We start from the raw sequence: 22,575 nt of genomic DNA, 5'->3' as shown, positions 1-22,575 counted from the left end.
CCATAAGGCAAGGGGTTGGGTGTCGGGTTTACCGAAAGCTGGCATTAGCCGGAGCGGAAATACCGCACAGCTTCGTCGCGCTCAAACAGGTATAACAAAAAGCGTAATGATTGGCCGCGTGGGCTTTGCAAATCGGGGTCACGATCGACAATCAGCCGGGCATCATCGCGCGCAATAGCCAATAAATCGCCATGTAAATCCAGGCTGGCGAGGCGATAGGCCTGAAGGCCGCTTTGCCGGGTTCCCAATACTTCTCCGGCACCCCGCAAGCGTAAATCTTCCTCGGCAATGATAAAGCCGTCTTCGGTTTCCCGCATGATTTTAAGTCGTGCCCTGGATATTTCGCCCAGCGGCGCACCATAGAGCAACAAACAGGTTGACGCCCCGGCACCACGGCCAATGCGACCGCGGAGCTGGTGTAACTGCGCAAGACCAAAACGTTCGGCATGCTCAATTACCATAATCGTGGCTTCGGGCACATTTACGCCCACTTCAATCACGGTTGTCGCAACAAGGATCGACAAATCGCCATGAGCAAATCTGTCCATGACGATATCCTTGTCCTTGCCTTTCATTTTGCCATGTATCAGGCCAACGCGGCCTTCACCATACTGGTCGACCAGAATGCGATGTCGTTCCTCGGCGGCTTGCAAATCAACGATTTCGGAATCTTCCACCAGCGGGCAAACCCAGTAAATCTTTGCGCCCTGGCGCATGGCACGCCCAATGCCTGCGGTTACTTCTTCTACCTTGTCAATTGGCAGTACACGGGTATCAACCGGTAGGCGCCCGGGCGGCTTTTCATCTAGCCGGGAGACTTCCATGTCCCCAAATGCCGTCAGGGTCAGGGTGCGTGGTATGGGGGTTGCCGTCATCACCAGCACATCCACGGCTGTGCCTTTTGCTGCCAGCATCAGGCGTTGATGCACGCCAAACCGGTGCTGTTCATCCACTACGGCAAAGGCCAGGTCGTGAAAGGCAACACTTTCCTGGAACAGGGCGTGCGTGCCAACCGCAACGGCAAATTCACCGCTTGCCAAACCATCAAGAATTTTCTGCCGGGCCTTACCTTTATCCCGCCCGGTCAGCAAGGTGCAGGTCACCCCGATCTGTTCGAGCATGGGGGCAATGGTTTCAAAATGCTGCCGTGCCAGAATTTCGGTTGGTGCCATCAGGGCAGCTTGCCGCCCGGTTTCAACGGCATTTAACATCGCCATCAAGGCCACGACCGTTTTACCCGAGCCAACATCGCCTTGCAAAAGCCGCAACATACGGCCTGTGCTGGCCATATCGTCGTTAATTTCTTTAAGGGAACGTTGCTGTGCGCCGGTTAGCGCAAAAGGCAACATTTTACCAAGCAATTGGCGCAACCTGCCATCACCCGCAATAGACCGACCGCCCAGCTTTTTCATTTTCGCCCGGATCAGGGTCAGTGCCAGTTGATTAGCCAGTAATTCATCATAGGCCAAGCGGCTGCGGGCTGCATGGTCGGGTAACAGGTCGCGGTCTTCTTCAGGTTTATGAACCTGAAACAGCGCCGTTTTAAAATCGTGCCAGCCATGGCGCTTTTGCAAGGCGGGGTCGTGCCATTCCGGCAAATCGGGAACGTGGCCCAGCGCGCTTTGAATAGCTTTGGTCAGGGTTTTTCCGGTGACCCCGGCAGACATTGGATAAACCGGCTCGACCGTCTGGATAGCGTCGCGCTCGGCTTCGGTGCCGATCCGGTCGGGGTGGGTGATCTGGTATTCCCCGCGGTAGTGGTCGATCTTGCCGGAAATGATCCGTTTTTCGCCTTCGGGCAAAACCTCGTTAAGGTATTTTCCCCGCGCATTAAAAAACACCAGCGTGACAAAACCGTCGTCGGTGCGACAAATGATGCGATAGGGACGCCTGCGGTCAGGCGATGGTTCATGGCGTTCAACAAAAACGTCCAGCGTAACAATCGCGCCATCAACAGTTTCCGTCAGGGGCGGCGAAAATCGCCGATCGATCAGGCCGGAGGGCAGGTGCCACAATAAATCCACCAGATGCACGCCGCCAATCAACCGTTCGACGAGCGGCTTTAACCGCGGGCCAATACCTGGCAAGCTGTCTATTTCAGCAAAAAGCGGGAACAGGATTTCCGGGCGCATAGGCTTTATACTTAAAACTCAAAAAATGGAACATTAGAAGAACAAATACTTGTTTCTGTTCGGTATACAGCATATTTTCACGCCCGCAACCATCGAGTTGGGCCACAGTCGCAAATCCGGCCCTTCACAGCATGGACCAATTTGGCAAATTGCCTTACAACGCTAGGCCTTGACCCCAGGCCATTGCCGGAAAGCGACATTGTGCCATATCTGGACATGCGCGCAAACAGTGACAGGAGAATACGGCCCATGACTGACCATGACAATGCACTGGAATTGCGGCGTAAAAAATTGCAATTTCGCGGTGCCCATCGCGGGACCAAGGAAAACGACATTCTGGTTGGCCGTTTTATGGATGCCCATTTGGCAACCCTGACAGAACGCCAACTTGATGACTTCGAATCCCTGATCGTTGATGTGCCGGAAGCTGATTTTTTCAAATGGGCCACCGGCAAGGAAAAAGCGCCAGCAGCCTATGACACCGATGTTCTGGCCATGATTAACGAACTTAGCAACGCCAAATAAGACATTGAATAATATTACAGATATCGTCACACGCACCAATCATACCCGGCTGGGTGGGGTGCCGGAAGGTTACGATGCGCTTTTGCTGCGCGAAGTTATGGATGCAGCAAAGGACAAAGGCACCATATTGCATATTGCGCGCGATGATAAACGCATGGCGCAAATGGCCGAAGCCTTGCATTTTTTTGCAGGCGAGGTTGAAGTCCTGTCATTTCCTGCGTGGGATTGCCTGCCATATGACCGTGTTTCGCCCGTGGCCGATGTTACTGCACGCCGGGTTGAAACCCTGTCCGTCCTGGCCGACCCCAGCCAACGGGTCGGAGAGTTCGGGCGCATTGTACTGACAACGGCCGCTGCCGTGATGCAGCGTGTGCCGATGGTCGATGTAATGCAGCGTGGCAAGCTAACCTTGAAAACCGGTCAGGATTATTCCCGCGCTGATCTAACCGCCTATTTTGAACGCATGGGCTATGGCCGTGCCGAACAGGTAATGGAACCGGGCGATTATGCTGTCCGTGGCGATATCGTTGATATTTTTGCGCCAGGCATGAAGGAGCCGGTCCGGCTGGATTTTTTCGGTGATGAAATTGAAAGCATTCGCCGGTTTGATGTCGAAAGCCAACGCACAGTAGGTCGCATCGGTGAAATATCGCTGTTACCTGTCGGCGAGATATTTCTCGACGCTGACACAATTTCGCTTTTTCGCAGCAAATATCGCGAATTATTTGGCAATGTTTCACAAACTGATCCGCTTTATGAATCAATCAGTGCCGGGTTGAAATATGGCGGTATGGAGCATTGGTTGCCTTTGTTTCATGACGGTCTGGATACCATTTTCACCTACTTGCCCGATGCGATTATCAGCCTGGATCATCAGGTGGGCGAGGCGATTGATAATCGCCTGGAAATGATCGATGATTATTTTCAGGCCCGTCAAAATATTAAAGGCGGCGGTCTTTCGGGCGATAGTGTTTATAAACCTGTTCCGCCAGAACGGCTTTATCTCGACCACGCCGAATTTGAACGTAACCTTGCCGGGCGGCTGGTGCTGGATCTATCGCCCTACGTTGAAGAAGAAAATGCCGAACGGGGCGTTTTTGATATGGGCGCACGCAAGGGCCGCGATTTTGGCGATATTCGCGCCCGTGCCGACGTTAACCTGTATGACGAATTGCGCGATTTTATTTCGGCCCAGCGGGGCAAACAGAACAAGGTTGTTATTGCATCCTATTCCGATGGATCGCGCGACCGCATGGTGTCGCTTTTGCGTGAACACGGGGTTGGCAAGGTTGTAACTGCCGAATGCTGGGAAGATATCACCGATGATCTGACTTCGGAGCATTGCGCCGTCGTCATCCTTGATATTGAGCATGGTTTTCGTCGCGAAGGCCTGTGGTTTTTAACCGAGCAGGATATTCTGGGCGACCGCATGAGCCGCCCTGGCGGTCGCCGCCGCAAGGCTGAAAACTTTTTGCGTGAAGCATCGGAAATAGCCGAAGGCGACCTTGTAGTTCACATCGAACACGGTATTGGCCGCTATCTGGGCTTAATGACGGTAACCGCCGGTGGCGCCCCGCATGATTGCCTGCAACTGGAATATGATGGCGGTGACAAGCTGTTTGTTCCGGTAGAAAATATCGAAGTTTTATCGCGTTATGGATCCGACGAAGGATTATCGATCCTGGATCGTCTTGGTGGTGCCGCATGGCAGGCCCGCAAGGCCAAGCTGCGCGAACGTATTCGCGATATGGCCGACAAGCTGATCAAGGTTGCGGCTGCCCGCCATTTGCGCAAGGGCGAAGCCTTGACCGTGCCCGAAGGCACTTACGACGAATTCTGCGCGCGGTTTCCTTTTACCGAGACCGAAGACCAGGCCCGTGCCATTCACGATACGCTTGGTGATCTGGCGGCAGGCAAGCCAATGGACCGTTTGGTATGCGGTGATGTGGGTTTTGGGAAAACCGAGGTAGCCTTGCGCGCTGCATTTGCCGCTGTCATGTCGGGAAAACAGGTTGCCATTGTTGCACCAACCACTTTGTTGTGCCGCCAGCACTATCTGAATTTCAAGGAACGATTTAACGATTTACCCGTCCGGGTTGAACAGCTTTCACGCCTGGTAACCGGTAAAAATGCCAAGCTGGTGAAAGACAATCTTGAAAGCGGCCATGTTGATATTGTTTGTGGCACTCATGCATTATTAGGGCAGGGCGTTAAATTTAATGACCTTGGCTTACTGATTGTTGACGAAGAACAGCATTTTGGCGTCAAGCACAAGGAACGCCTTAAAGAACTTAAAACCGATGTGCATGTGCTGACTTTAACCGCTACGCCAATCCCACGGACCTTGCAATTGGCCCTGACCGGGGTAAAGGAACTGTCGATCATTGCAACACCACCGGTCGACCGTTTGGCGGTGCGAACATACATCACCCCTTATGACCCGGTTGTGGTGCGCGAAGCGATTTTGCGCGAACGCCATCGCGGCGGACAAATTTTTTATGTTTGCCCGCGTGTGTCTGACATTGGCCGGGTGGCAAAGGAGCTTGAAACACTGGTTCCTGAAATCAAGTTTGATGTGGCGCATGGGCAAATGGGCGCACGCGACCTTGAACAGGTCATGACGGATTTTGTGGAACGCAAATTTGATTTGTTGCTGGCAACCAACATCATTGAATCGGGTATTGATGTTCCCAATGCCAATACCATGATTCTGCACCGTGCAGACATGTTTGGGCTGGCGCAGCTTTATCAGTTACGCGGGCGTATTGGCCGTTCAAAACAGCGCGCCTATGCCTATTTAACCCTGCCTAACGGTAAAAAGCTGACGGCGACGGCGATGAAACGCCTTGAAGTGATGCAAACGCTGGACAGTCTGGGGGCCGGGTTTAACCTGGCATCGCATGACCTTGATATTCGCGGGGCTGGTAACCTTTTGGGGGAAGAGCAATCCGGCCATATCAAGGAAGTCGGGATTGAACTTTATCAGCAAATGATCGAGGAAGCTGTGGCCGAGGCCAAAGGCGAAATCGATGATGCCGCTGATGCCGGGTTTGTTCCGCAAATCAATATCGGGATGCCGGTTTTGATTCCAGACCGTTTTGTTCCTGATCTTGGCGTGCGACTGGGCCTGTACCGCCGATTGTCTGAATTGCGCACGCGCGAGGAAGTGGACCAGTTCGGTGCGGAAATGATTGACCGGTTTGGCAAACTGCCCAAGGAAGTTGAAAACCTGCTGGACGTTGTAACCATCAAACTGTGGTGCCGCAGTGCCAATGTCGAAAAACTGGATGCCGGGCCCAAGGGTGCGGTTATCACGCTTCACAATAACGAATTCCCGAACCCTGCCGGTTTAATCGGTTTTATTCAGCAACAGGTTGGCGTAGCCCGTTTGCGGCCGGATCATAAAATTGTTTATATCGCGGGCTGGGATGGCCCGATGGACCGACTGGATGGCGTCAAACGCCTAATGCGCCGGTTGTCGGAAATTGCTGCCAGGGCCTGAGCAGAATTTGAAATGATGACCTCTTGATACAAGAATGGCGGCACCGGAAACGGGCCGCCATTTTTCATATTCTCAGGCTATATGCTGTTACGGCGTGAGTGTGTCTTCCTGGCGGGCAAGGCGGATCATGCGTTGTAAAATACCGGGCTCTTGTGCCCCTGACAGGGCATGACGGCCGTTAAACAGAAAACATGGTACGCCACTCACACCTAGTTGATGGGCAAGGCGGCTTTCCTGCACAACAAATTCGTAGTCCATGTCACTGTGAAGATAATCTATAATTTCGCTGCGATCCGCCCCGTGGCGGGTGGCAATATCGACCAGTACTTCGGGGTTGCCAATATCGCGACCGTGCAAAAAATAGGCGGCAAAAAGGTCTTCGACCAGTGCATTGCCAACATCCGGGCGTTCGGCGCACATTTTGTAAATCAGGCGATGCGATAATGTTGAATCCGGGGTTACTGCGATTGCATCAAAATTAAAGTTAATGCCAACGCTGGCACCGGCCGCCGCGATTGTCTTATAAACACGGTTGGCACTTTCGATGCCGCCAAATTTGGTGGAAAGATACCATTTACGGTCCACCCCGCCCTGGGGCATATCCGGGTTAAGTAAAAAGGGGCGCCATTCAATGGAAAAACCGCCTAGATCCTCGGTTTGAAGAGCTTTTTCCAGGCGCTTTTTACCGATATAGCACCACGGACAAACCGTATCGACGATGGCTTCAACGCGCAGGGCGGAAAGCTGCATGGTGTCATCTCCCTTGTCCGTGGTTATTGATCTTAACCGTGTAAAAACGACGTACCCGTCGCAATGGTGATTCCCAAATGTTCGGCAACAGTCTGGCCAATATCGGCAAAGGTGTCGCGCGCACCAATGGGGCCGGGGGCAATTGCCGGGCCAAATGCCAGTATCGGTACCACTTCGCGGGTATGGTCATTTCCCCGCCATGACGGGTCGCATCCGTGGTCGGCAGTAATAATTACCAGATCACCGGGTTTCAGGGCCGCACGCAGTTCGGGCAGGCGGGCATCAAATTCTTCTAACGCATTGGCATAGCCAGGCACATCACGCCGATGGCCAAATTCCATGTCAAAATCCACCAGATTGGTAAAAACCAGGCTGTTATCCGGTGCCAGATCAATTTCGATCATCATGGCATCAAATAACGCCATGTTTCCTGCGGCTTTAACTTTTTTGCTGATCCCGTGCTGGGCATAGATATCGGCAATTTTACCCACCGAAATCACTTTGCCCCCTGCGTTGCTAAAGACATCAAGCAGGGTGGGGCGGGGTGGTGGCACGGCCAGATCCCGGCGGTTTGCTGTCCGTTTGAAATCTGCCGGGCCTGTACCAACAAACGGGCGGGAAATGACCCGGCCAATGTTATAGGGTTCAACCAAAGTGAAAGCGGTTTCACAAACCTCCATCAAACGGTCCAGACCAAAATGGTCTTCGTGAGCGGCAATTTGAAAAACGCTATCCGCGGATGTGTAACAAATCGGCATACCTGTGCGGATATGCTCTTCGCCCAGTTTGGCAATAATGTCGGTCCCCGAGGCATGGCAATTGCCCAAAATACCGGGAATTTTGGTCCGTTTGATCAATTCATCGGTTAGCTCAGCAGGAAAAGTTGGCACTTCGTTAGGAAAATAACCCCAGTCAAAATCCACGGGAACACCAGCTATCTCCCAATGACCGCTTGGAGTATCCTTGCCGCGCGAAATTTCGCGCGCAAAACCGTAAGCTCCGATAATGGCACCGCCATGTTCCAGCCCGGGCGGGATTTGCCCGGTAACATCACGCGCCGCTTCGCCAAGGCCAAGGGCTGTCATGTTTGGCACACGCAGTTTACCTTTGCGAAACCCGGTATCGGCCATGCCTTTTGCACATAATTCGGCAATATGGCCGAGCGTATCCGAACCTACATCGCCAAATTTACTGGCATCCGGAGCCGCCCCGATACCAAAGCTGTCAGCAACAATTAAAATGGCGCGTGCCATGGAAAATCCTTTCCTGGTATTCTCATCGGCCATATATGCTCAAAACACATATGGTTGCGTCACAGATAGGTATCAGTTTTAATAGTTGCCAGCACTTGCCGGTTGCCGGTCGCTATTTACACCGCAAACTGCCAAAAGATCGTTTAAAACACTGCTTGCCCCAAAACGGAACGTCGCTGGTGTTGCCCAATCCGGCCCCATAATATGGTCGGCAATGGCCAGATACAAACCTGCATCTTTCGCTGTTCTGACACCTCCCGATGCTTTGAACCCGCATTCCAGGCCTTGTTCTGCTTTTGCATCACGAATGGCGGTGATCATGGCAACGGCGGCTTGGGGTGTCGCCCCGGTCGGAACTTTCCCGGTTGAGGTTTTAATGAAATTGGCTCCATTTGAAATTGCCAGACGGGCGGCGTCATAAATTGTTTGCGCGTCAGGGAATTCGCCGCTTTCAAGAATAACTTTTAACGTCATGAACGGCCCGCAGGCCTGGCGGGTGGCGACAATTACTTCGGCCGCACTATCAATATTCCCGGCCAAAAAGGCACGATAGGGCAAAACAACGTCAATTTCATCGGCACCTGCGGCAACGGCATTGGCGGTTTCGTCTGCAACACGCTGCGCATTTTGCCCACCTTCAGGGAAATTAACCACAGTTGCGGTTTTTATCCCGCTTTGGCCCAATGCTTTCCACGACGTTTCAACAAATGGCGCGTAAACACAGACCGCTGCCGTATTGCCGGCCGGGGTTTGCGCCGTGGCACATAGTGCTTCGATGGTTTCGTTCGTATCATCATCATTCAGGCTGGTCAGATCCAGAACCGAAATGGCGCGCTTTGCCGTTGCTTCGTTTACCAAAACTCGTTTTTGCGCTTCTTCAATCGTTTCCGATATTTTTTTGATGTCGAACATTATGATTGCCCTTTGATATGCCGTAAACAGGCAGGGTCCGAACAACCGCCCGGACCCTGCAAACAGGATATTCTAGCTATCGCTTCAGCCCGCAGCCGTCAACGCGCGGTTAACAGATTGCCGGTTTTCCCGGGCAATACTTTTGGTCCTGCGACCGAGCATAGCAGACCGCCTGGCACCACCAACCGCCCGCCGACACGCGCATACATGAAACCGTCGGTGCGGCTGCTAAATGGTGTTTTGTCACCTGTTTCGGTATCCAGCACATATCCCAGTTCCTGGCCGGCCTTTACTATACCGCCCGGTTTTACTGAAAATACGATCATACCGCCATGGGTTGCCGTTACACGGTCCACACCTGCCAGGGGGGTTGCATCGCATTTGGCAACCGGCAGCGGGCCGGGATCACCGGCAATGACGCCACGGCGTTGCAGAAAGCAAAACAGGTTAGCTGCGTCTTCGGCAGCATAATGGTCATACACATCCTGTTCGCCGCGCAATTCAATGGTGGTTGCCAAAGTTGCCATGGGAATGGGGAATTGTTCGCCATATTCACGGCGCATCACTACCCATGGCAGGCTGAAAGCTTCATCAAACGGATTATCACCGGATTCTTCTGCGATCAGGCAGGCCCCGGCACCAAGCTGTGCATTCAAATCGGCAGCATCGGGCCAACTGGAATCACTGGTATAAAGATGCATGGCGGCTTCCCAGTCGCAATGCAGGTCCATGACCAGGTCCGCATCAATTGCCAGTTCGGCCAACGTAAAACGCAGATCCTGCAAATCAGTCATAGGACCAGACGACGCACGACATTCCTTGATCAGGCGGCGCAATTCAGCACGGATAACGGCAACATTGGCACTGGGGTCTTGCCCCAGCTTACCTTTTACCGCGACAATCAGTTCGTCGCACAAATCGGGGTAATGGCGGTTAAAATTTTGTCCGGTTCGCATGTCAAACCGGCCCAATGGCTTCATATCCACATATTGGGTAAAGCCGATGGGGTTGGCAAACGGTACAATCACAATTTCACCAGTAATCTCGCCCTTGGCTTCGGCATCGGCGAGCAATTTTTCAAGGTGATGTAGTACCAGGACACCGGGCAATTCATCGGCGTGCAGGGCCGCCTGAAAATAGGCTTTGGGGCCTTTGCCCACAGTACCATAGGTACGAACGGTCAGGGCACGGCTGGTACCCATTTGGGGACGAAGAAGTTCAATGCGCTGTTGCTGCATTTCATACCTTTTGGTTATGGGGTCGGTCGTTGGTGGCGCCGACATGTTAAAATATACAGATATCAGATATGGGATCAGTCGCGCCGGACACCGGACAAGAACCCATCAACGGCTGACTTAAGTAATATACCCTGCTGATTTAACTCGCCAGAAACACGTGTAACTTCACGTGATGCCATGTCTGATTCCTCCGATGCGCGTGCCACGCCGTCTATGGATGCAATCACTGATTGCGTTCCGTGTGCCGCCGACGTCGCGCTTTGCGATATTTCGGCTGTGGCGCTGCCTTGTTGTTCGATCGATGCCGAAATACTGCCGGTCAGAACGCTTAATTCGCCAATCGTGCGGGTTATGGTTTCAATGGCCTTAACGGCTTCTGCCGTTTCAACCTGAACCTCGCCAATCTGTTTGCTGATTTCCTCGGTTGCCTTGGCAGTTTGCGATGACAGATTTTTAACCTCACCGGCTACCACAGCAAACCCCTTGCCGGCATCCCCCGCACGGGCTGCTTCAATCGTTGCATTTAACGCCAGCAAATTTGTCTGCTCGGCAATGCCGCTAATCATGGCAACAATTTCGCCGATTTTGCTTACTGACTGATCAAGGTCAAGAATTTTGGCGTTTGCAGCTTCTGCCTCGGTTACGGCGGCCTGTGATTTACCCAGTGCGGTTGACGAGCTTCGGCCAATTTCATCAATTGATGACGAAAGTTCGGTTGTGGCTGTGGAAACAGTCGTTACATCATCGGCGGCATTTTGCGAATGGCCCAAGGCATCCGTGCCGAGCGAGCGGGTTTTTTCAGCGGCAGACATCATAGACTGGCCAGCATGGTCCAGATGGCCCATTGATGCGTTTAATGTGGTCAGGATATTGGTAATTTCACTTTCGAATTTTTCGGTAAGCGATTGAAGGCGCTGGCTATGTTCAAGTTGTTCGGCCTTTTTTTCTTCTTCCTTATATCGCATGTTCCGGCGTTCCTGGATGTTGCGTTTAAACACGGCCAGGGCACGGGCAAATTCGCCAATTTCGTCGGTTCGTTCAGTCGAGGGAATTTCAGCCGAGAGGTCATCATCCGCCAACCGGACCATGGTTGCGCGGACGTCATCAAGCTGCCGGATCACCCGACGGACAATAAATTGCCCGACAAGACCAATCACCACCAGAATGGCAATGGCACGCAGGATCATTGAATTACGTAAATCAGCGACAGGGGCCATGATTTCGCTGACCCGTGCTTCGGCTATCATGGCCCATGTGGACCCGCCATATTCAATGGGTTGATAGGCCGCAACTTTTTCAATGTTGTTTTCATCGCGATAGGTCATGACGCCGGTTGCGCCGCCAAGGGCCGCGCCAACGGGGGCCGTATCATGGGAAACAGTCAAGACAGCCTGGCTGGCATCACGGACGTCATCCATCTGCCGGTCAACAGTGCGAAGCAAACGATCCGGCCCGACCAGATAAATCGAACCGGTATTGCCAAGACCGGCGGGATCGGCTGTTACATCATTAATTTCGGAAACCGGTTCCTCGACCACCAGATACCCGCGCACATCGCCCTTATCGGCGATAATCGGCGATACAATGAACCGCGAAATCAAGCCCGGGACATTGCGCAGAAAATCACCATAGGCGACCGGTATATTGGCCGGATCAGCCATGACACCTTTTAACAACCCTGACAAACCAGGATACGGAAAGTCGGTATCCTTAATATTACGACCAAATTCATCGCGCTTATTGACGGTGTAAATAACATCGCCAGTTAACGACACCAGCATCAGGGACCGATATTGACGTTCGGTTGCTATGCCGCGCAAATCAACATGAAAACGATTATGATAGCGGGTATAGGGGGTGCGTTCTTCCGGCTTGGTCAGTTCAGCGCGTTGATCCGCTGGGTTTGGGTTTTCATCAATGAACAATCGTCGCAGGTTCGCAACCCGACTGTCACCTTCCAATGCCCATCCTGACGCAAAACTGTCGTTGGCTTCCTTGATTTGCAGGCTGTTTGCAAGCCTTTCAACTGACTGGTTTTCAACACGGAACAACCGGTTCAGGGTTGATGTGCGGGCATCGAGCAACGCGGTGAGCTTGTCGGCCGATAGGCTGCGGATATCGTTGGATGCCAGCCAGTAGTCAGCAGCACCAAGAACCAGAATGGATATCAGCGAACTAATCGCAACAAGCAAAGGCAGCTTAACAGCCAGTCGCATGTTTTTACGCGGGCGTGCAGACGCTCCAGCGACGGATGAACGGGTCATGATCGTCGGAAACCTTTAAAATGCGACCGGTGGGTAAGGCACCGGTCGCCGTCGATGTGGAAACAGATTTGTGTCAGGCCTGAACGCCAATTTTAACGTTCGGTTTTTTGTCGGCCTGGCGGAATTCATTACGGCGAAGGTATTTTTCCACGCCTTTGAAACCAAATGTCAGCACGTAAACAATGATCAGGTAAATAACGCCCGCGGAAATAAATGCCTCATAGGGCAGGGCGGTACGGGCAACAATTTTACGTGCTGCACCGGTCAGTTCCATCATCGTTACGGTTGATGCCAGCGATGTTGCTTTAAGTGTGAAAATGACATCGTTGGTGTAGGCAGGCCAAATAATTTGCCACATACGTGGAAAAATGATCCGGCGATAGGTGGTTGTCGGTGTCATGCCGCAGGCACGGGCTGCTTCAACCTCGCCGCTCGGCACGTTATTGATACCGCCCCGCATGATTTCAGCAACATATGCCGCTGTATTAAGAATAAAGGTTAACAGGCAATACCAATACGGATCACGGAGATATTCCCACGTCCAGCTATCCTGAATGCCATCAATATTGGCAATCAGCTGGCCCACGCCGTAATACATCATAAATAGCTGTGCGATAAGCGGCGTACCACGAAACAGATAAATGAAACCGAATGGGACGGCCTGCACCCACAGTTTTTTTGACGTCCGGGCGATTGCCAGGGGAACGGCAAGCAAGCTTCCAAAAATGACAGCAATGACCAGTAATTGCAGTGTCAGCAGTAACCCGTCAAATAACCAGCCGTGGTATTTGCCCAGAACATAAATCAGATCTTCAAACATGACTATGCCCTCGCAATGCCGCGGGAAGCCCGCTTTTCAAGACGGTTAAACGCGATAAGCGAGACCGTGGTGAATGCCAGAAACATTAACATGGCAACCAGATAGAAGGTAAACGGTGCCTTTTCCGTCCCGGCACCAACAGCGGCCTTGCGTAAAATTTCTTCAACACCCACGACTGAAATCAGGGCCGTATCCTTGATCAGAACTTGAAACAGATTGTTGAGGCCTGGCAAGGCAAAGCGCCAAAGCTGGGGCAATTTGATACGATGGAAAATTTGTACCGGTGTCATCCCGGTGGCAATGGCAGCCTCAATCTGGCCTTTGGGAATGGCCAGCATGGCTGCGCGAAACACTTCGGATGCAAAAGCCCCCTGAACCAGGGCAAGGGCGGCAACACCGGACCAGAACGCCGGAATATCAACACGGGTTTCAGCTCCGCTGATCATTTCGGCAATGTTTTGAACCGCAATGGTGCCCCCAAAATAGATAAGTAAAATAACCAGAAGTTCGGGAATGCCACGGATAATAACCGTATAACTTTCCCCAATGACGCGCAGGGCTTTAAAACGCGACAGTTTTGCTGATGCCCCCAGCAGGCCAATAATAATCATAAAGGGCAGCACGGTCAGGCATAGTTGAATGGTGACAAGTCCACCATCAAGCATTTGCCAGCCGCGGCCATATAAATCAAACATGATCTCTCCCGCATGCCTTGATGTCGGTTATAGCGGCCCGACAATAAGGGAAGGGCGACACCATGGTGTCGCCCTCTGTTTCCTAACCGATTACCGCGGATGCAGGTTGATGGTTTCGAAATATTTCTTGTTCAGCTTTTCATAAGAACCGTTGGCCAGCATTTCAGCCAGCGCTTTGTTAAACAGTTCTTTCAGGTCCTGGTCTTCTTTACGCAGACCAATACCTGCACCTTCGCCAAACCATTCGACCGGGGCAAAAGTATCTGAAACGAAGCTATAACCTTTGCCCGCATCGGAATCTACCCATTCAAGCAGAACACCCGAATCAGCCAGGGTCGCATCGATACGGCCTGCTGTCAGATCAAGCAATGCGTTGTCCTGGGTGTCATACATGCGGATTTCAGCATTCGGGAAGTTATCTTCAAGGAAGTTCGCATGGGTGGTCGAGCGCTGAACGCCGATGACCATGCCATCAAGCGCATCTTCGACAACCTTGCCGTCTTTGTAGGCTTCGATTTTCATGCCGTCTTTGCCAACAAAAACTGCAGGCGTGGTGCAGTAATAGTTGCTGAAATCGATCGAACGTTTACGTTCGTCCGTGATCGACATCTGGGCGATGATGGCATCATATTTTTTTGCCAGCAGGCCCGGAATGATCCCGTCCCAGTCCTGTGCAACGATTTCACATTCAACGCCTGCAGTTTTGCAAAGCTCTTTGGTGAAATCGACGTCAAAACCCTGCAATTTTCCGTCTTTGTCAACAAAGTTAAACGGAGGATAGGCGCCTTCAGTTGCAACAACAACTTTTTCCCAGGCTGCACTGGCGACAGATGCGCTAAATGCAATACCGACAGCTGCAACCGCAGCAGCCTTGATCCAGTTCTTCATTCATAGTCTCCCTTGTTGTAACGGGAAGGCAGCTTGTGCTGCATCCTCCCTTTCCGGCCCGCCACCGCTAACCGGAACCTCCTTGATCAGTAATCGCGCTGAAGAAATTGTTTCATGCGTTCTGATTTTGGATTTTCAAAAACCTCTTTCGGGTTTCCGGATTCTTCGACAAGCCCCTGATGCAGGAACATCACCTTATTGGATACCCCTTTGGCAAAGCCCATTTCGTGGGTCACCACCAGCATGGTCCGGCCTTCTTCGGCCAGATCGGTCATGACCTTCAAGACTTCACCGACAAGTTCCGGGTCCAGTGCCGATGTCGGTTCGTCAAACAGCATGACTTCGGGCTCGATCGCCAGTGCACGCGCAATGGCAGCACGTTGTTGCTGGCCCCCCGATATATGACCGGGGTAATAATCCCGGCGTTCATACATGCCAACCTTGTGCAGCAGGGCGTCTGCGCGCTCGATTGCCTGTTTTTTGGGAACGCCCAGCACATGTACAGGTGCTTCGATAACGTTCTCGAGAATTGTCAAATGGCTCCATAGATTAAAGCTCTGGAACACCATCGCCAGCTTGGTACGGATACGTTGCAGCTGCTTTTTATCGCCCGGTTCCTGGCTGCCATCGGCCAGACCACGCATTTTAATCAGTTCGCCATGTACGTAAACGTGACCGGAATTCGGCGTTTCAAGAAGGTTGATGCAACGCAGGAAGGTACTTTTACCAGACCCGGAAGAACCGATGATCGAAATCACGTCACCGGTATTGGCAGTCAGATCAATGCCTTTAAGCACCTCATGATCACCAAAGCTTTTATGCATCCCTTCGACTTTAAGGGCGGGTGTTGCTGTGCTCATAACGTAAAAAAGAGCCCCCTGTTTATATTTTCCGTCTTGTTGTGACGTTTGAAAAGGGGAGTCAGGTAGCATTGCCACCGGAAAATGATTCCCCCGAATATCATCTTGCCTGCCAATAATGGCGCGTGATGCCCCCGTATTTCTACTGATTTTTTACATATCTATGAAGAAAATGATGTAACCCGCACGATATGCCGCCTGGCTTTGCTGGTTTTGGCAAAAATTCTGCGGATATAAGGGATTTTACGCAACAAACTGTCTGGTCACATTTAATGCAAAAAGAATCGCTGATCAAAATGCGATCACTTTTGCCGCCGAAAGATTCGGGAACCAAGACAGGGTTTTATATAATGATTTGGCGGGGAAAATGGCGGAGAGACAGGGATTCGAACCCTGGGTACCCGTAAAGGCACGCCGGTTTTCAAGACCGGTGCATTCAACCACTCTGCCATCTCTCCGCAATGTGGTCTGTTTGTTGCGGCCCTTCAATAAGGGCACGAGGGGGTGCTGTCAATATATGTTATTGCTTCGATGGTCGATAAAATTACATTTTGGGATCAAAGCGCTGCCTTGGCACCAAATTTACGCGACAGACATCGTCCCGCCTGGCGGGATGTTGAAAAACGGGGGACATATTGTTTTTTATATTTTCCAAGATTGCGGCTTTCTTTTTGCAACCCGGAAACCTTGTGACACTGGGATTTGTCACGGCCCTTGTTTTAGTACTGTATAAGCCAACCCGACACGTCGGCCATGTGCTTTTGGTCGTTATTGCCTTTATATGTGTCGGGGTAACAGTGTTCCCGGTTGGTCAATATGGAGTGCAAATTCTGGAGAACCGGTTTGCGCGCCCGACAATCGAATCCATCAAAGGCGATAACATTGCGGGCATCATCGTTTTGGGCGGGGCGGTTGACGGACAGCAATATGTCGAGCGCGGACTGGTCGAGTATAATGATTCGGCTGATCGGGTTTTGAGCATGCTGCAACTGGCAAATCATCATCCTGATATACCGGTTATTTATAGTGGAGCCGATGGGGCCCTGGCGGCACGTGGTTTTAACGAAGCCGATGCCGTACAGGCGGATATGAGTGCGCGCGGATTTAATGCCATCAATATTGTTTATGAAAATCAATCGCGCAACACGGCTGAAAATGCAGCGCTGAGCTACCAGTTGGTGACAAAAAACTGGCCGAAACGCGCACAGGGGAAATGGCTGCTGGTAACCTCTGCCCGCCATATGCCGCGTGCAATGGGTGTGTTTCGGCAATACGATTGGTCGATTATTGCCTGGCCGGTGGATTATATCGCGCCAGCGCACCTCCATTTAACAGATATTAACGTCTCGCATTCTATCAAGATGCTGGACAATGCGTTGAAAGAGTTTGCCGGCCTGACGGCCTATTACTGGACAGGGCGAACCTCGACGTGGTTTCCGGCCCCCTGACAGGGGATAAAATAAAGCAAAGCGAATTTATTCTGACAAGGACAGGGCGAACAATATGAAAATTCGGACACTCGGAACTGTTGCCACGATTCTTGGTGCGCTTGTGATTGCAAGCCCCGTATTGGCTGCGCCCGCAGATGCCCCTTTGCCCGCCTTCACGACAGAAGGGTTCGACAAATGGCTGGCAGATTTTAAACGTGATGCGCTTAAAGACGGCATTTCCCAAAAAACCCTTGATGAGGCCTTTGCCAAAACCCAACCGATCCCCCGCGTGATCGAACTTGACCGCAGCCAGCCCGAATTCAAACTGACTTTCGAAGAATATTTGCAGCGTGTTGTTCCGCAGTCACGCATTGACGAAGGACGGCGCAAATTTGCTGAAAACCGCAATATTATTGAAGCGGCGGCAAAAAAATACGGTGTGCCCGCTCATTATTTAACGGCTTTTTGGGGTATTGAAACCGGCTTTGGTAAACATACCGGCGGATTTTCAGTTATCGATTCTCTGGCGACCCTGGCCTTTGAAGGCCGCCGGGCCGAGTATTTCCGCGGTGAATTGTTAAAAGCGCTGAAAATTATTGATGCCGGCCATATTTCGGCAGCAGCTATGGAAGGATCATGGGCCGGTGCCATGGGGCAGGCCCAGTTTATGCCTTCAACCTTTATGGCCTATGCTACTGATGGCAATGGCGACGGTAAAATCAATTTGTGGACCCAAAAGGAAGACGTTTTTGCCTCTGCTGCCAATTACTTATCCTCAGTTGGCTGGAAAACGGATGAACGTTGGGGCCGCAAGGTAAGCCTGCCCAAAGGGTTTGATGCCAGCAAGGCCGGACGTGATGTGCGCAAACCAATTGCCGAATGGCAAAAAATGGGGGTTCGTATGCCTGATGGCGGCAATCTTCCCTCGGCCGATATGAAAGCTGCCATTGTTCTGGTAAATGACGGTACCGGGCCTGCCTATATGGTTTATAACAATTTCAATACCATCATGCATTGGAACCGGTCGACCTATTTTGCCATTGCGGTCGGCACGCTTGCCGATGCCATTGCCGGTCGTTGATCGACCAATTGACGATCCTGAAATGACTTCGGAATGACAAGGAAAAACTGGATGCCAAAATCAGCTATCGGATCGGCTCGCCCGCTGTGGCGCCTTGGCTGTCAAGTAACCGGGGTCGCGGCGATACTGGTGATGTTGGCAGGCTGTGCGGAAACCCAGCTTGCCGTTCACGGCGTAAAGCGGATCGGATCGCAAAACCAGACGGCGGCAACCACCCAAAGCGGTGCTTACAAAATTGGCAAACCATATGAAATTGCAGGGCAATGGTATTACCCGGCTGTTGATTATGAATATCGTGAAACCGGTATCGCATCGTGGTACGGCCCGAAATTTCACGGAAAATACACCGCCAATGGCGAGATTTTTGATCAGAATGAAGTTTCAGCCGCTCATCGAACCTTGCCCTTGCCAAGTATTGTAAGGGTCACAAACCTGGAAAATGGTCGTTCGCTTAAGGTAAGGGTTAATGACCGTGGACCGTTTGCGCGCAGCCGTATCATCGATATGTCGCGAAAGGCAGCCGAACTGTTGGGGTTTGAACAACAGGGAACAGCCAAGGTGATGGTTGAGGTGCTTGAGGCTGAAAGCCAGCAGGCCGCCTTGATTTCGCAGGGTAAAGCATCGTCACCTTCGGTCACGACGGCGGAAAAAAACACCGTTACGGCTGCCCCGAGAGCGTCGGTTGAAACCGTATCGCTTGATGCACCACCCGGCAACAAAAGCCCCAACGATTTTGATGATACTCCGGCACCGGCCAAACGGATAAAATACCAGCCTGAAACACCAGCCAACAATGTTGCGGTAACCGCCCAGGCCAACCCGGAAGTTAATGTAACACCGGTGCCGGCAAGTGCGATTTACGTTCAGGCTGGCGCATTTTCAGTTTACGATAACGCCTTAAACCTTCGTAACCAGCTCTATAATCTTGCACCAACCAAAATTGAACCCATCGATGTCAAGGGAACAACTTTTTACCGGGTTCGCCTGGGGCCGATGGCAACTGTGCCCGAAGCCGATGTTTTACTTGACCGGGTTTTGGCAACCGGGCAAACCGGGGCCAGGGTGATTGTCGAATGCGCAGGGGCAGGGGAAAAGTCTGTTGCCGGGTGCTAATTTGACTGGGAAATAACGGGTGAAAACGTGTTTGCACATTTTTGCCCAATTTGCGACATAGGACAGCCCTGTTGGCCATCGGCCAATCCTTCGGGGACGAAATAAATCAACAGGACAAGGACGTTATGAATTTACTTCCGTCAATTCCGTGCAAAGCCACATTTAATCGGCTGTTGGCCGGGGCCGCGCTTCTGGGAACCGTAATGGCAGCGACTGCCAGCCATGCGCAGGCGATTGATACCGTCGCGCGTGAAGCCTATCTTGTTGATTATGACACCGGCGCTGTTCTGTTGAACAAAAATGGCGACGACCTTGCCGAACCGGCGTCATTGACCAAGATGATGACGATCTACATGCTGTTTGATCGCATCAAGAATGGCAGCCTGACCCTGAAAGACACCTTCCATGTCAGCGAAGATGCGTGGAAAAAGGGTGGGTCGAAGATGTTCGTCGAGGTTAATTCCGACGTTTCGATTTATGACCTGATCCATGGCATTATCGTACAGTCTGGCAACGATGCAGCAATTGTGGTCGCAGAAGGTATTGCTGGCACCGAAGATGCTTTTGCCCATGAAATGACGGAAAAAGCCCGCGAAATTGGCATGACCAAATCGGTGTTTAAAAACGCCACCGGCTGGCCTGCCGATGGGCACCTGGTAACAGCACATGACCTTGCTGTACTGGCACATCGCACCATTCATGATTTCCCCGAGCTTTATAAATTTTATAGTGAACCTGTCTTTACCTATAACGGTATTCGTCAGCACAATCGTAATCCGCTGCTGGGAACCAGTGCCGGTGTTGATGGCATGAAAACCGGCCACACCGAAGCTGCCGGTTTTGGTTTGACGGCCACAGCAAAACGGGATGGTCGCCGCCTGATTTTGGTTGCGATGGGCATGCATTCAATGCGCGAACGCCGTACCGAAGGGCAAAAACTGCTTGATTGGGGTTTTCGCGAATTTGACAATTACCATCTGTTTAAAAAAGATGATGTTGTCAGTTCTGCCGATATCTGGCTGGGCAATGCCGGCAAGGTAGATCTGGTAACCGATCAGGACATTACCCTGACGGTCCCGCGCAAAGATCGCAAGGATATGAAGGTTTCAGTGGTTTATGAAGGCCCGATCCCGGCACCGATCAGCGCAGGTCAGCAGGTTGCAACGTTGAAAGTTGAAATTCCCAATCAGGACGCGCAGTCATTTCCGCTTTATGCCAAATCCGGTGTTGAACGGCTGGGGCTGGTCGGGCGTATTGGCGCCGCGATCAAGTATCTGGTTTGGGGAGGCAGCAACGGGTGAGTACCCCGTCCGGAATTTTTATCAGCTTTGAAGGCGGAGAAGGCAGTGGGAAATCCACCCAGATCCGCCTTTTAGAGCAATGGTTTCGCCATCGTGGCCGTGACGTTATTGTCACACGCGAACCAGGCGGGTCACCGGGTGCGGAGGAAATCCGCGCCCTTTTGCTTACCGGTGACCCTGGCCGCTGGGACGCGGTAACCGAAGCATTATTGATGTTTGCATCACGTCGCGATCATGTCGAACGCACCATTCGCCCGGCGATAGCACAGGGCCAAGTGGTATTATGTGATCGCTTTGCCGACTCATCTGTGGCGTATCAGGGATACGGCCATGGATTAGGAGCTGACTTTATCCGTCAGCTTTGGAAGCTGGCCGTAAATGATTTTAAACCTGATCTGACTTTGATGATGGATTTACCAATTGAAACCGGACTGGCACGGGCAGGGGCACGATTTGCCAATGTCAGCGCAGCAGAAGACCGGTTTGAAAAAATGGGACTGGCTTTTCACCAGCGCCTTCAGCAAGGTTTTCACGAAATTACCGCAGCAGAACCGGATCGCTGCAGGGTTGTCGATGCTGATGGGGATGTACAAACCGTTGCCGCGCGTGTGGCATCTGTCGTTGAACAGTTTCTGGCAGGACGCCCGGCATGACGGAACCCAATGATGATGACCAAGGGTACCCGACGCCGCGGCAAAACCATCAGCTAAAAGGCCACGACGCCGCAGAGCAGGTAATTGTCGATGCCTGGAACAGCAAGCGCATGCACCATGCCTGGTTGTTATGTGGACCACGTGGTGTCGGCAAGGCAACGCTGGCCTATCGCATGGCGCGATTTGCGTTATCGCACGGAGGGGAAAATGCCGGCGGCGGGCTGTTTGGTGACGTACCAACCAGTTTGTATGTGTCGCCAGAAGACCCGGTTTTCCGCCGTATAGCAGGTGGCGGGCATGGTGATTTAAAAGTCATCGAACGTTTGTACGACGAGAAAAAAAAACGCCTTCAGGGTGAAATCGTTGTGGAGAATGTGCGCGCTGTTGGCAATTTTATGTCCAAAACCTCGGCCGAGGGCGGTTGGCGGGTGGTCATTGTCGATGCTGCTGACGAACTCAACCGCAATGCTGCCAACGCCATTCTCAAGGTTTTGGAAGAACCGCCAGCCAATGCGATGATGATTCTGGTTGCCCATCAACCGGGCCGGTTGTTACCGACCATTCGGTCGCGCTGCCGCCGGTTAAATTTGGGAACACTGGATGATCAAACGGTAAGTTCACTTTTGGCACAATATTGCCCGGATATGGAAACCGACGATATCCACGCCTTAACCGGGTTGTCTGATGGCAGTATTGGTCGGGCACTTCAATTGCATGATGTTGGCGGGCTGGAGCTGTATACCGAACTGGTCAACCTGATTGCGACATTGCCCGAAACCGATGTTGCCGCCCAGCACAAGTTTGCCGAACGGTTTTCACCGGCGGATCGTGACGAAGCCTTTGTTACCGTAACTGCACTGTTAAACTGGTGGCTGGCCCGTATGATCCGGTTTGCGGCAACAGGGACAGCACCGCGCGAAGTGGTTAGTGGTGAATTGCCAGCCATGCAACGCATGGCTGCTGCGCAACCGCTTGATCAATGGCTGGAGGTGTGGGAAAAGATCACCGACCTGATGTCAGCAACGCGCGGACTTCATCTGGATCGCAAGCAGGCGCTGTTAAATGCGTTTTTCATGCTTGAGGAAACCATTCGAAGCTAGTGCGGCTGGGCTGATTTAAATATATATGATCAGACGGCCCGCAAGGGCCGTTTTGCGT

Annotated in this window: 18 protein-coding genes and 1 tRNA gene; 8 read left to right on the top strand and 11 right to left on the bottom strand. The window is 52.1% G+C overall.

From position 1 onward, the window contains the following. Positions 1-44: 44 nt before the first annotated feature. Positions 45-2,132: an ATP-dependent DNA helicase RecG gene (recG, locus tag J4E05_RS01495; protein WP_349591871.1), complete on the bottom strand. Its 2,088-nt coding sequence runs from the start codon at positions 2,130-2,132 to the stop codon at positions 45-47. A 249-nt stretch (positions 2,133-2,381) separates the two neighbouring features. On the opposite strand from recG, the gene J4E05_RS01490 reads away from it, so the two are divergent. Further along, positions 2,382-2,657, top strand: coding sequence for an FAD assembly factor SdhE (locus J4E05_RS01490; RefSeq protein ID WP_085593779.1), 276 nt, complete (start codon positions 2,382-2,384; stop codon positions 2,655-2,657). 97 nt (positions 2,658-2,754) lie between these two features. Next, positions 2,755-6,159, top strand: coding sequence for a transcription-repair coupling factor (mfd, locus tag J4E05_RS01485; RefSeq protein WP_503012328.1), 3,405 nt, complete (start codon positions 2,755-2,757; stop codon positions 6,157-6,159). An 87-nt stretch (positions 6,160-6,246) separates the two neighbouring features. Here mfd and J4E05_RS01480 read toward each other — a convergent pair whose 3' ends face one another. From J4E05_RS01480 to J4E05_RS01435, 10 genes are all read right to left on the bottom strand, one after another. Then, positions 6,247-6,909: a DsbA family oxidoreductase gene (locus tag J4E05_RS01480; protein ID WP_349591867.1), complete on the bottom strand. Its 663-nt coding sequence runs from the start codon at positions 6,907-6,909 to the stop codon at positions 6,247-6,249. Positions 6,910-6,941: 32 nt separating this feature from the next. Further along, the gene (locus tag J4E05_RS01475; RefSeq protein WP_349591865.1) at positions 6,942-8,162 is read right to left on the bottom strand and encodes a phosphopentomutase; all 1,221 of its coding nucleotides are present in this window, start codon (positions 8,160-8,162) and stop codon (positions 6,942-6,944) included. 78 nt (positions 8,163-8,240) lie between these two features. Continuing rightward, positions 8,241-9,074, bottom strand: a complete 834-nt coding sequence (gene deoC / locus J4E05_RS01470) for a deoxyribose-phosphate aldolase (protein WP_349591863.1) — start codon at positions 9,072-9,074, stop codon at positions 8,241-8,243. A 98-nt stretch (positions 9,075-9,172) separates the two neighbouring features. Further along, positions 9,173-10,312: a succinylglutamate desuccinylase/aspartoacylase family protein gene (locus tag J4E05_RS01465; RefSeq protein ID WP_349591861.1), complete on the bottom strand. Its 1,140-nt coding sequence runs from the start codon at positions 10,310-10,312 to the stop codon at positions 9,173-9,175. A gap of 74 nt (positions 10,313-10,386) precedes the next feature. Further along, complete coding sequence (locus tag J4E05_RS01460; protein WP_349591859.1) at positions 10,387-12,576, bottom strand: methyl-accepting chemotaxis protein; 2,190 nt, start codon at positions 12,574-12,576, stop codon at positions 10,387-10,389. A gap of 73 nt (positions 12,577-12,649) precedes the next feature. After that, positions 12,650-13,396, bottom strand: a complete 747-nt coding sequence (locus J4E05_RS01455; protein ID WP_349591857.1) for an ABC transporter permease — start codon at positions 13,394-13,396, stop codon at positions 12,650-12,652. Positions 13,397-13,398: 2 nt separating this feature from the next. Beyond that, positions 13,399-14,091, bottom strand: a complete 693-nt coding sequence (locus tag J4E05_RS01450) for an ABC transporter permease (protein WP_349591855.1) — start codon at positions 14,089-14,091, stop codon at positions 13,399-13,401. A 90-nt stretch (positions 14,092-14,181) separates the two neighbouring features. Further along, on the bottom strand, positions 14,182-14,979 hold the full coding sequence (locus J4E05_RS01445) for a lysine/arginine/ornithine ABC transporter substrate-binding protein (RefSeq protein WP_085594296.1): 798 nt from the start codon (positions 14,977-14,979) through the stop codon (positions 14,182-14,184). Positions 14,980-15,065: 86 nt separating this feature from the next. Then, on the bottom strand, positions 15,066-15,839 hold the full coding sequence (locus J4E05_RS01440) for an ABC transporter ATP-binding protein (protein WP_085594294.1): 774 nt from the start codon (positions 15,837-15,839) through the stop codon (positions 15,066-15,068). 368 nt (positions 15,840-16,207) lie between these two features. Further along, a tRNA-Ser gene (locus tag J4E05_RS01435) sits at positions 16,208-16,297 on the bottom strand. Between the two features lie 231 nt (positions 16,298-16,528). On the opposite strand from J4E05_RS01435, the gene J4E05_RS01430 reads away from it, so the two are divergent. The 6 genes from J4E05_RS01430 (at position 16,529) to J4E05_RS01405 (ending at position 22,517) form a co-directional block, all read left to right on the top strand. After that, complete coding sequence (locus J4E05_RS01430) at positions 16,529-17,287, top strand: YdcF family protein (protein WP_349591852.1); 759 nt, start codon at positions 16,529-16,531, stop codon at positions 17,285-17,287. Between the two features lie 55 nt (positions 17,288-17,342). Beyond that, positions 17,343-18,350 (top strand): lytic murein transglycosylase, encoded by a 1,008-nt coding sequence (locus J4E05_RS01425; protein WP_349591850.1) that lies wholly within the window; start codon positions 17,343-17,345, stop codon positions 18,348-18,350. A gap of 51 nt (positions 18,351-18,401) precedes the next feature. Beyond that, positions 18,402-19,463, top strand: a complete 1,062-nt coding sequence (locus J4E05_RS01420) for a septal ring lytic transglycosylase RlpA family protein (RefSeq protein WP_349591848.1) — start codon at positions 18,402-18,404, stop codon at positions 19,461-19,463. A 125-nt stretch (positions 19,464-19,588) separates the two neighbouring features. Continuing rightward, positions 19,589-20,764, top strand: a complete 1,176-nt coding sequence (locus J4E05_RS01415; protein WP_085592198.1) for a D-alanyl-D-alanine carboxypeptidase family protein — start codon at positions 19,589-19,591, stop codon at positions 20,762-20,764. After that, positions 20,761-21,417: a dTMP kinase gene (gene tmk / locus J4E05_RS01410; RefSeq protein WP_085592200.1), complete on the top strand. Its 657-nt coding sequence runs from the start codon at positions 20,761-20,763 to the stop codon at positions 21,415-21,417. The genes J4E05_RS01415 and tmk overlap by 4 nt, the downstream gene beginning before the upstream one ends. Then, positions 21,414-22,517: a DNA polymerase III subunit delta' gene (locus J4E05_RS01405; RefSeq protein WP_349591846.1), complete on the top strand. Its 1,104-nt coding sequence runs from the start codon at positions 21,414-21,416 to the stop codon at positions 22,515-22,517. Before tmk ends, J4E05_RS01405 begins: the two co-directional genes overlap by 4 nt. Positions 22,518-22,575 lie beyond the last annotated feature (58 nt).

It is taken from the genome of Thalassospira sp. NFXS8, from assembly GCF_040148805.1.
In the GTDB taxonomy this organism is placed as follows: domain Bacteria; phylum Pseudomonadota; class Alphaproteobacteria; order Rhodospirillales; family Thalassospiraceae; genus Thalassospira.
The sequence above is the reverse complement of the archived record's forward strand: the minus strand, read 5'-3'. Positions and strand labels throughout refer to the sequence as shown.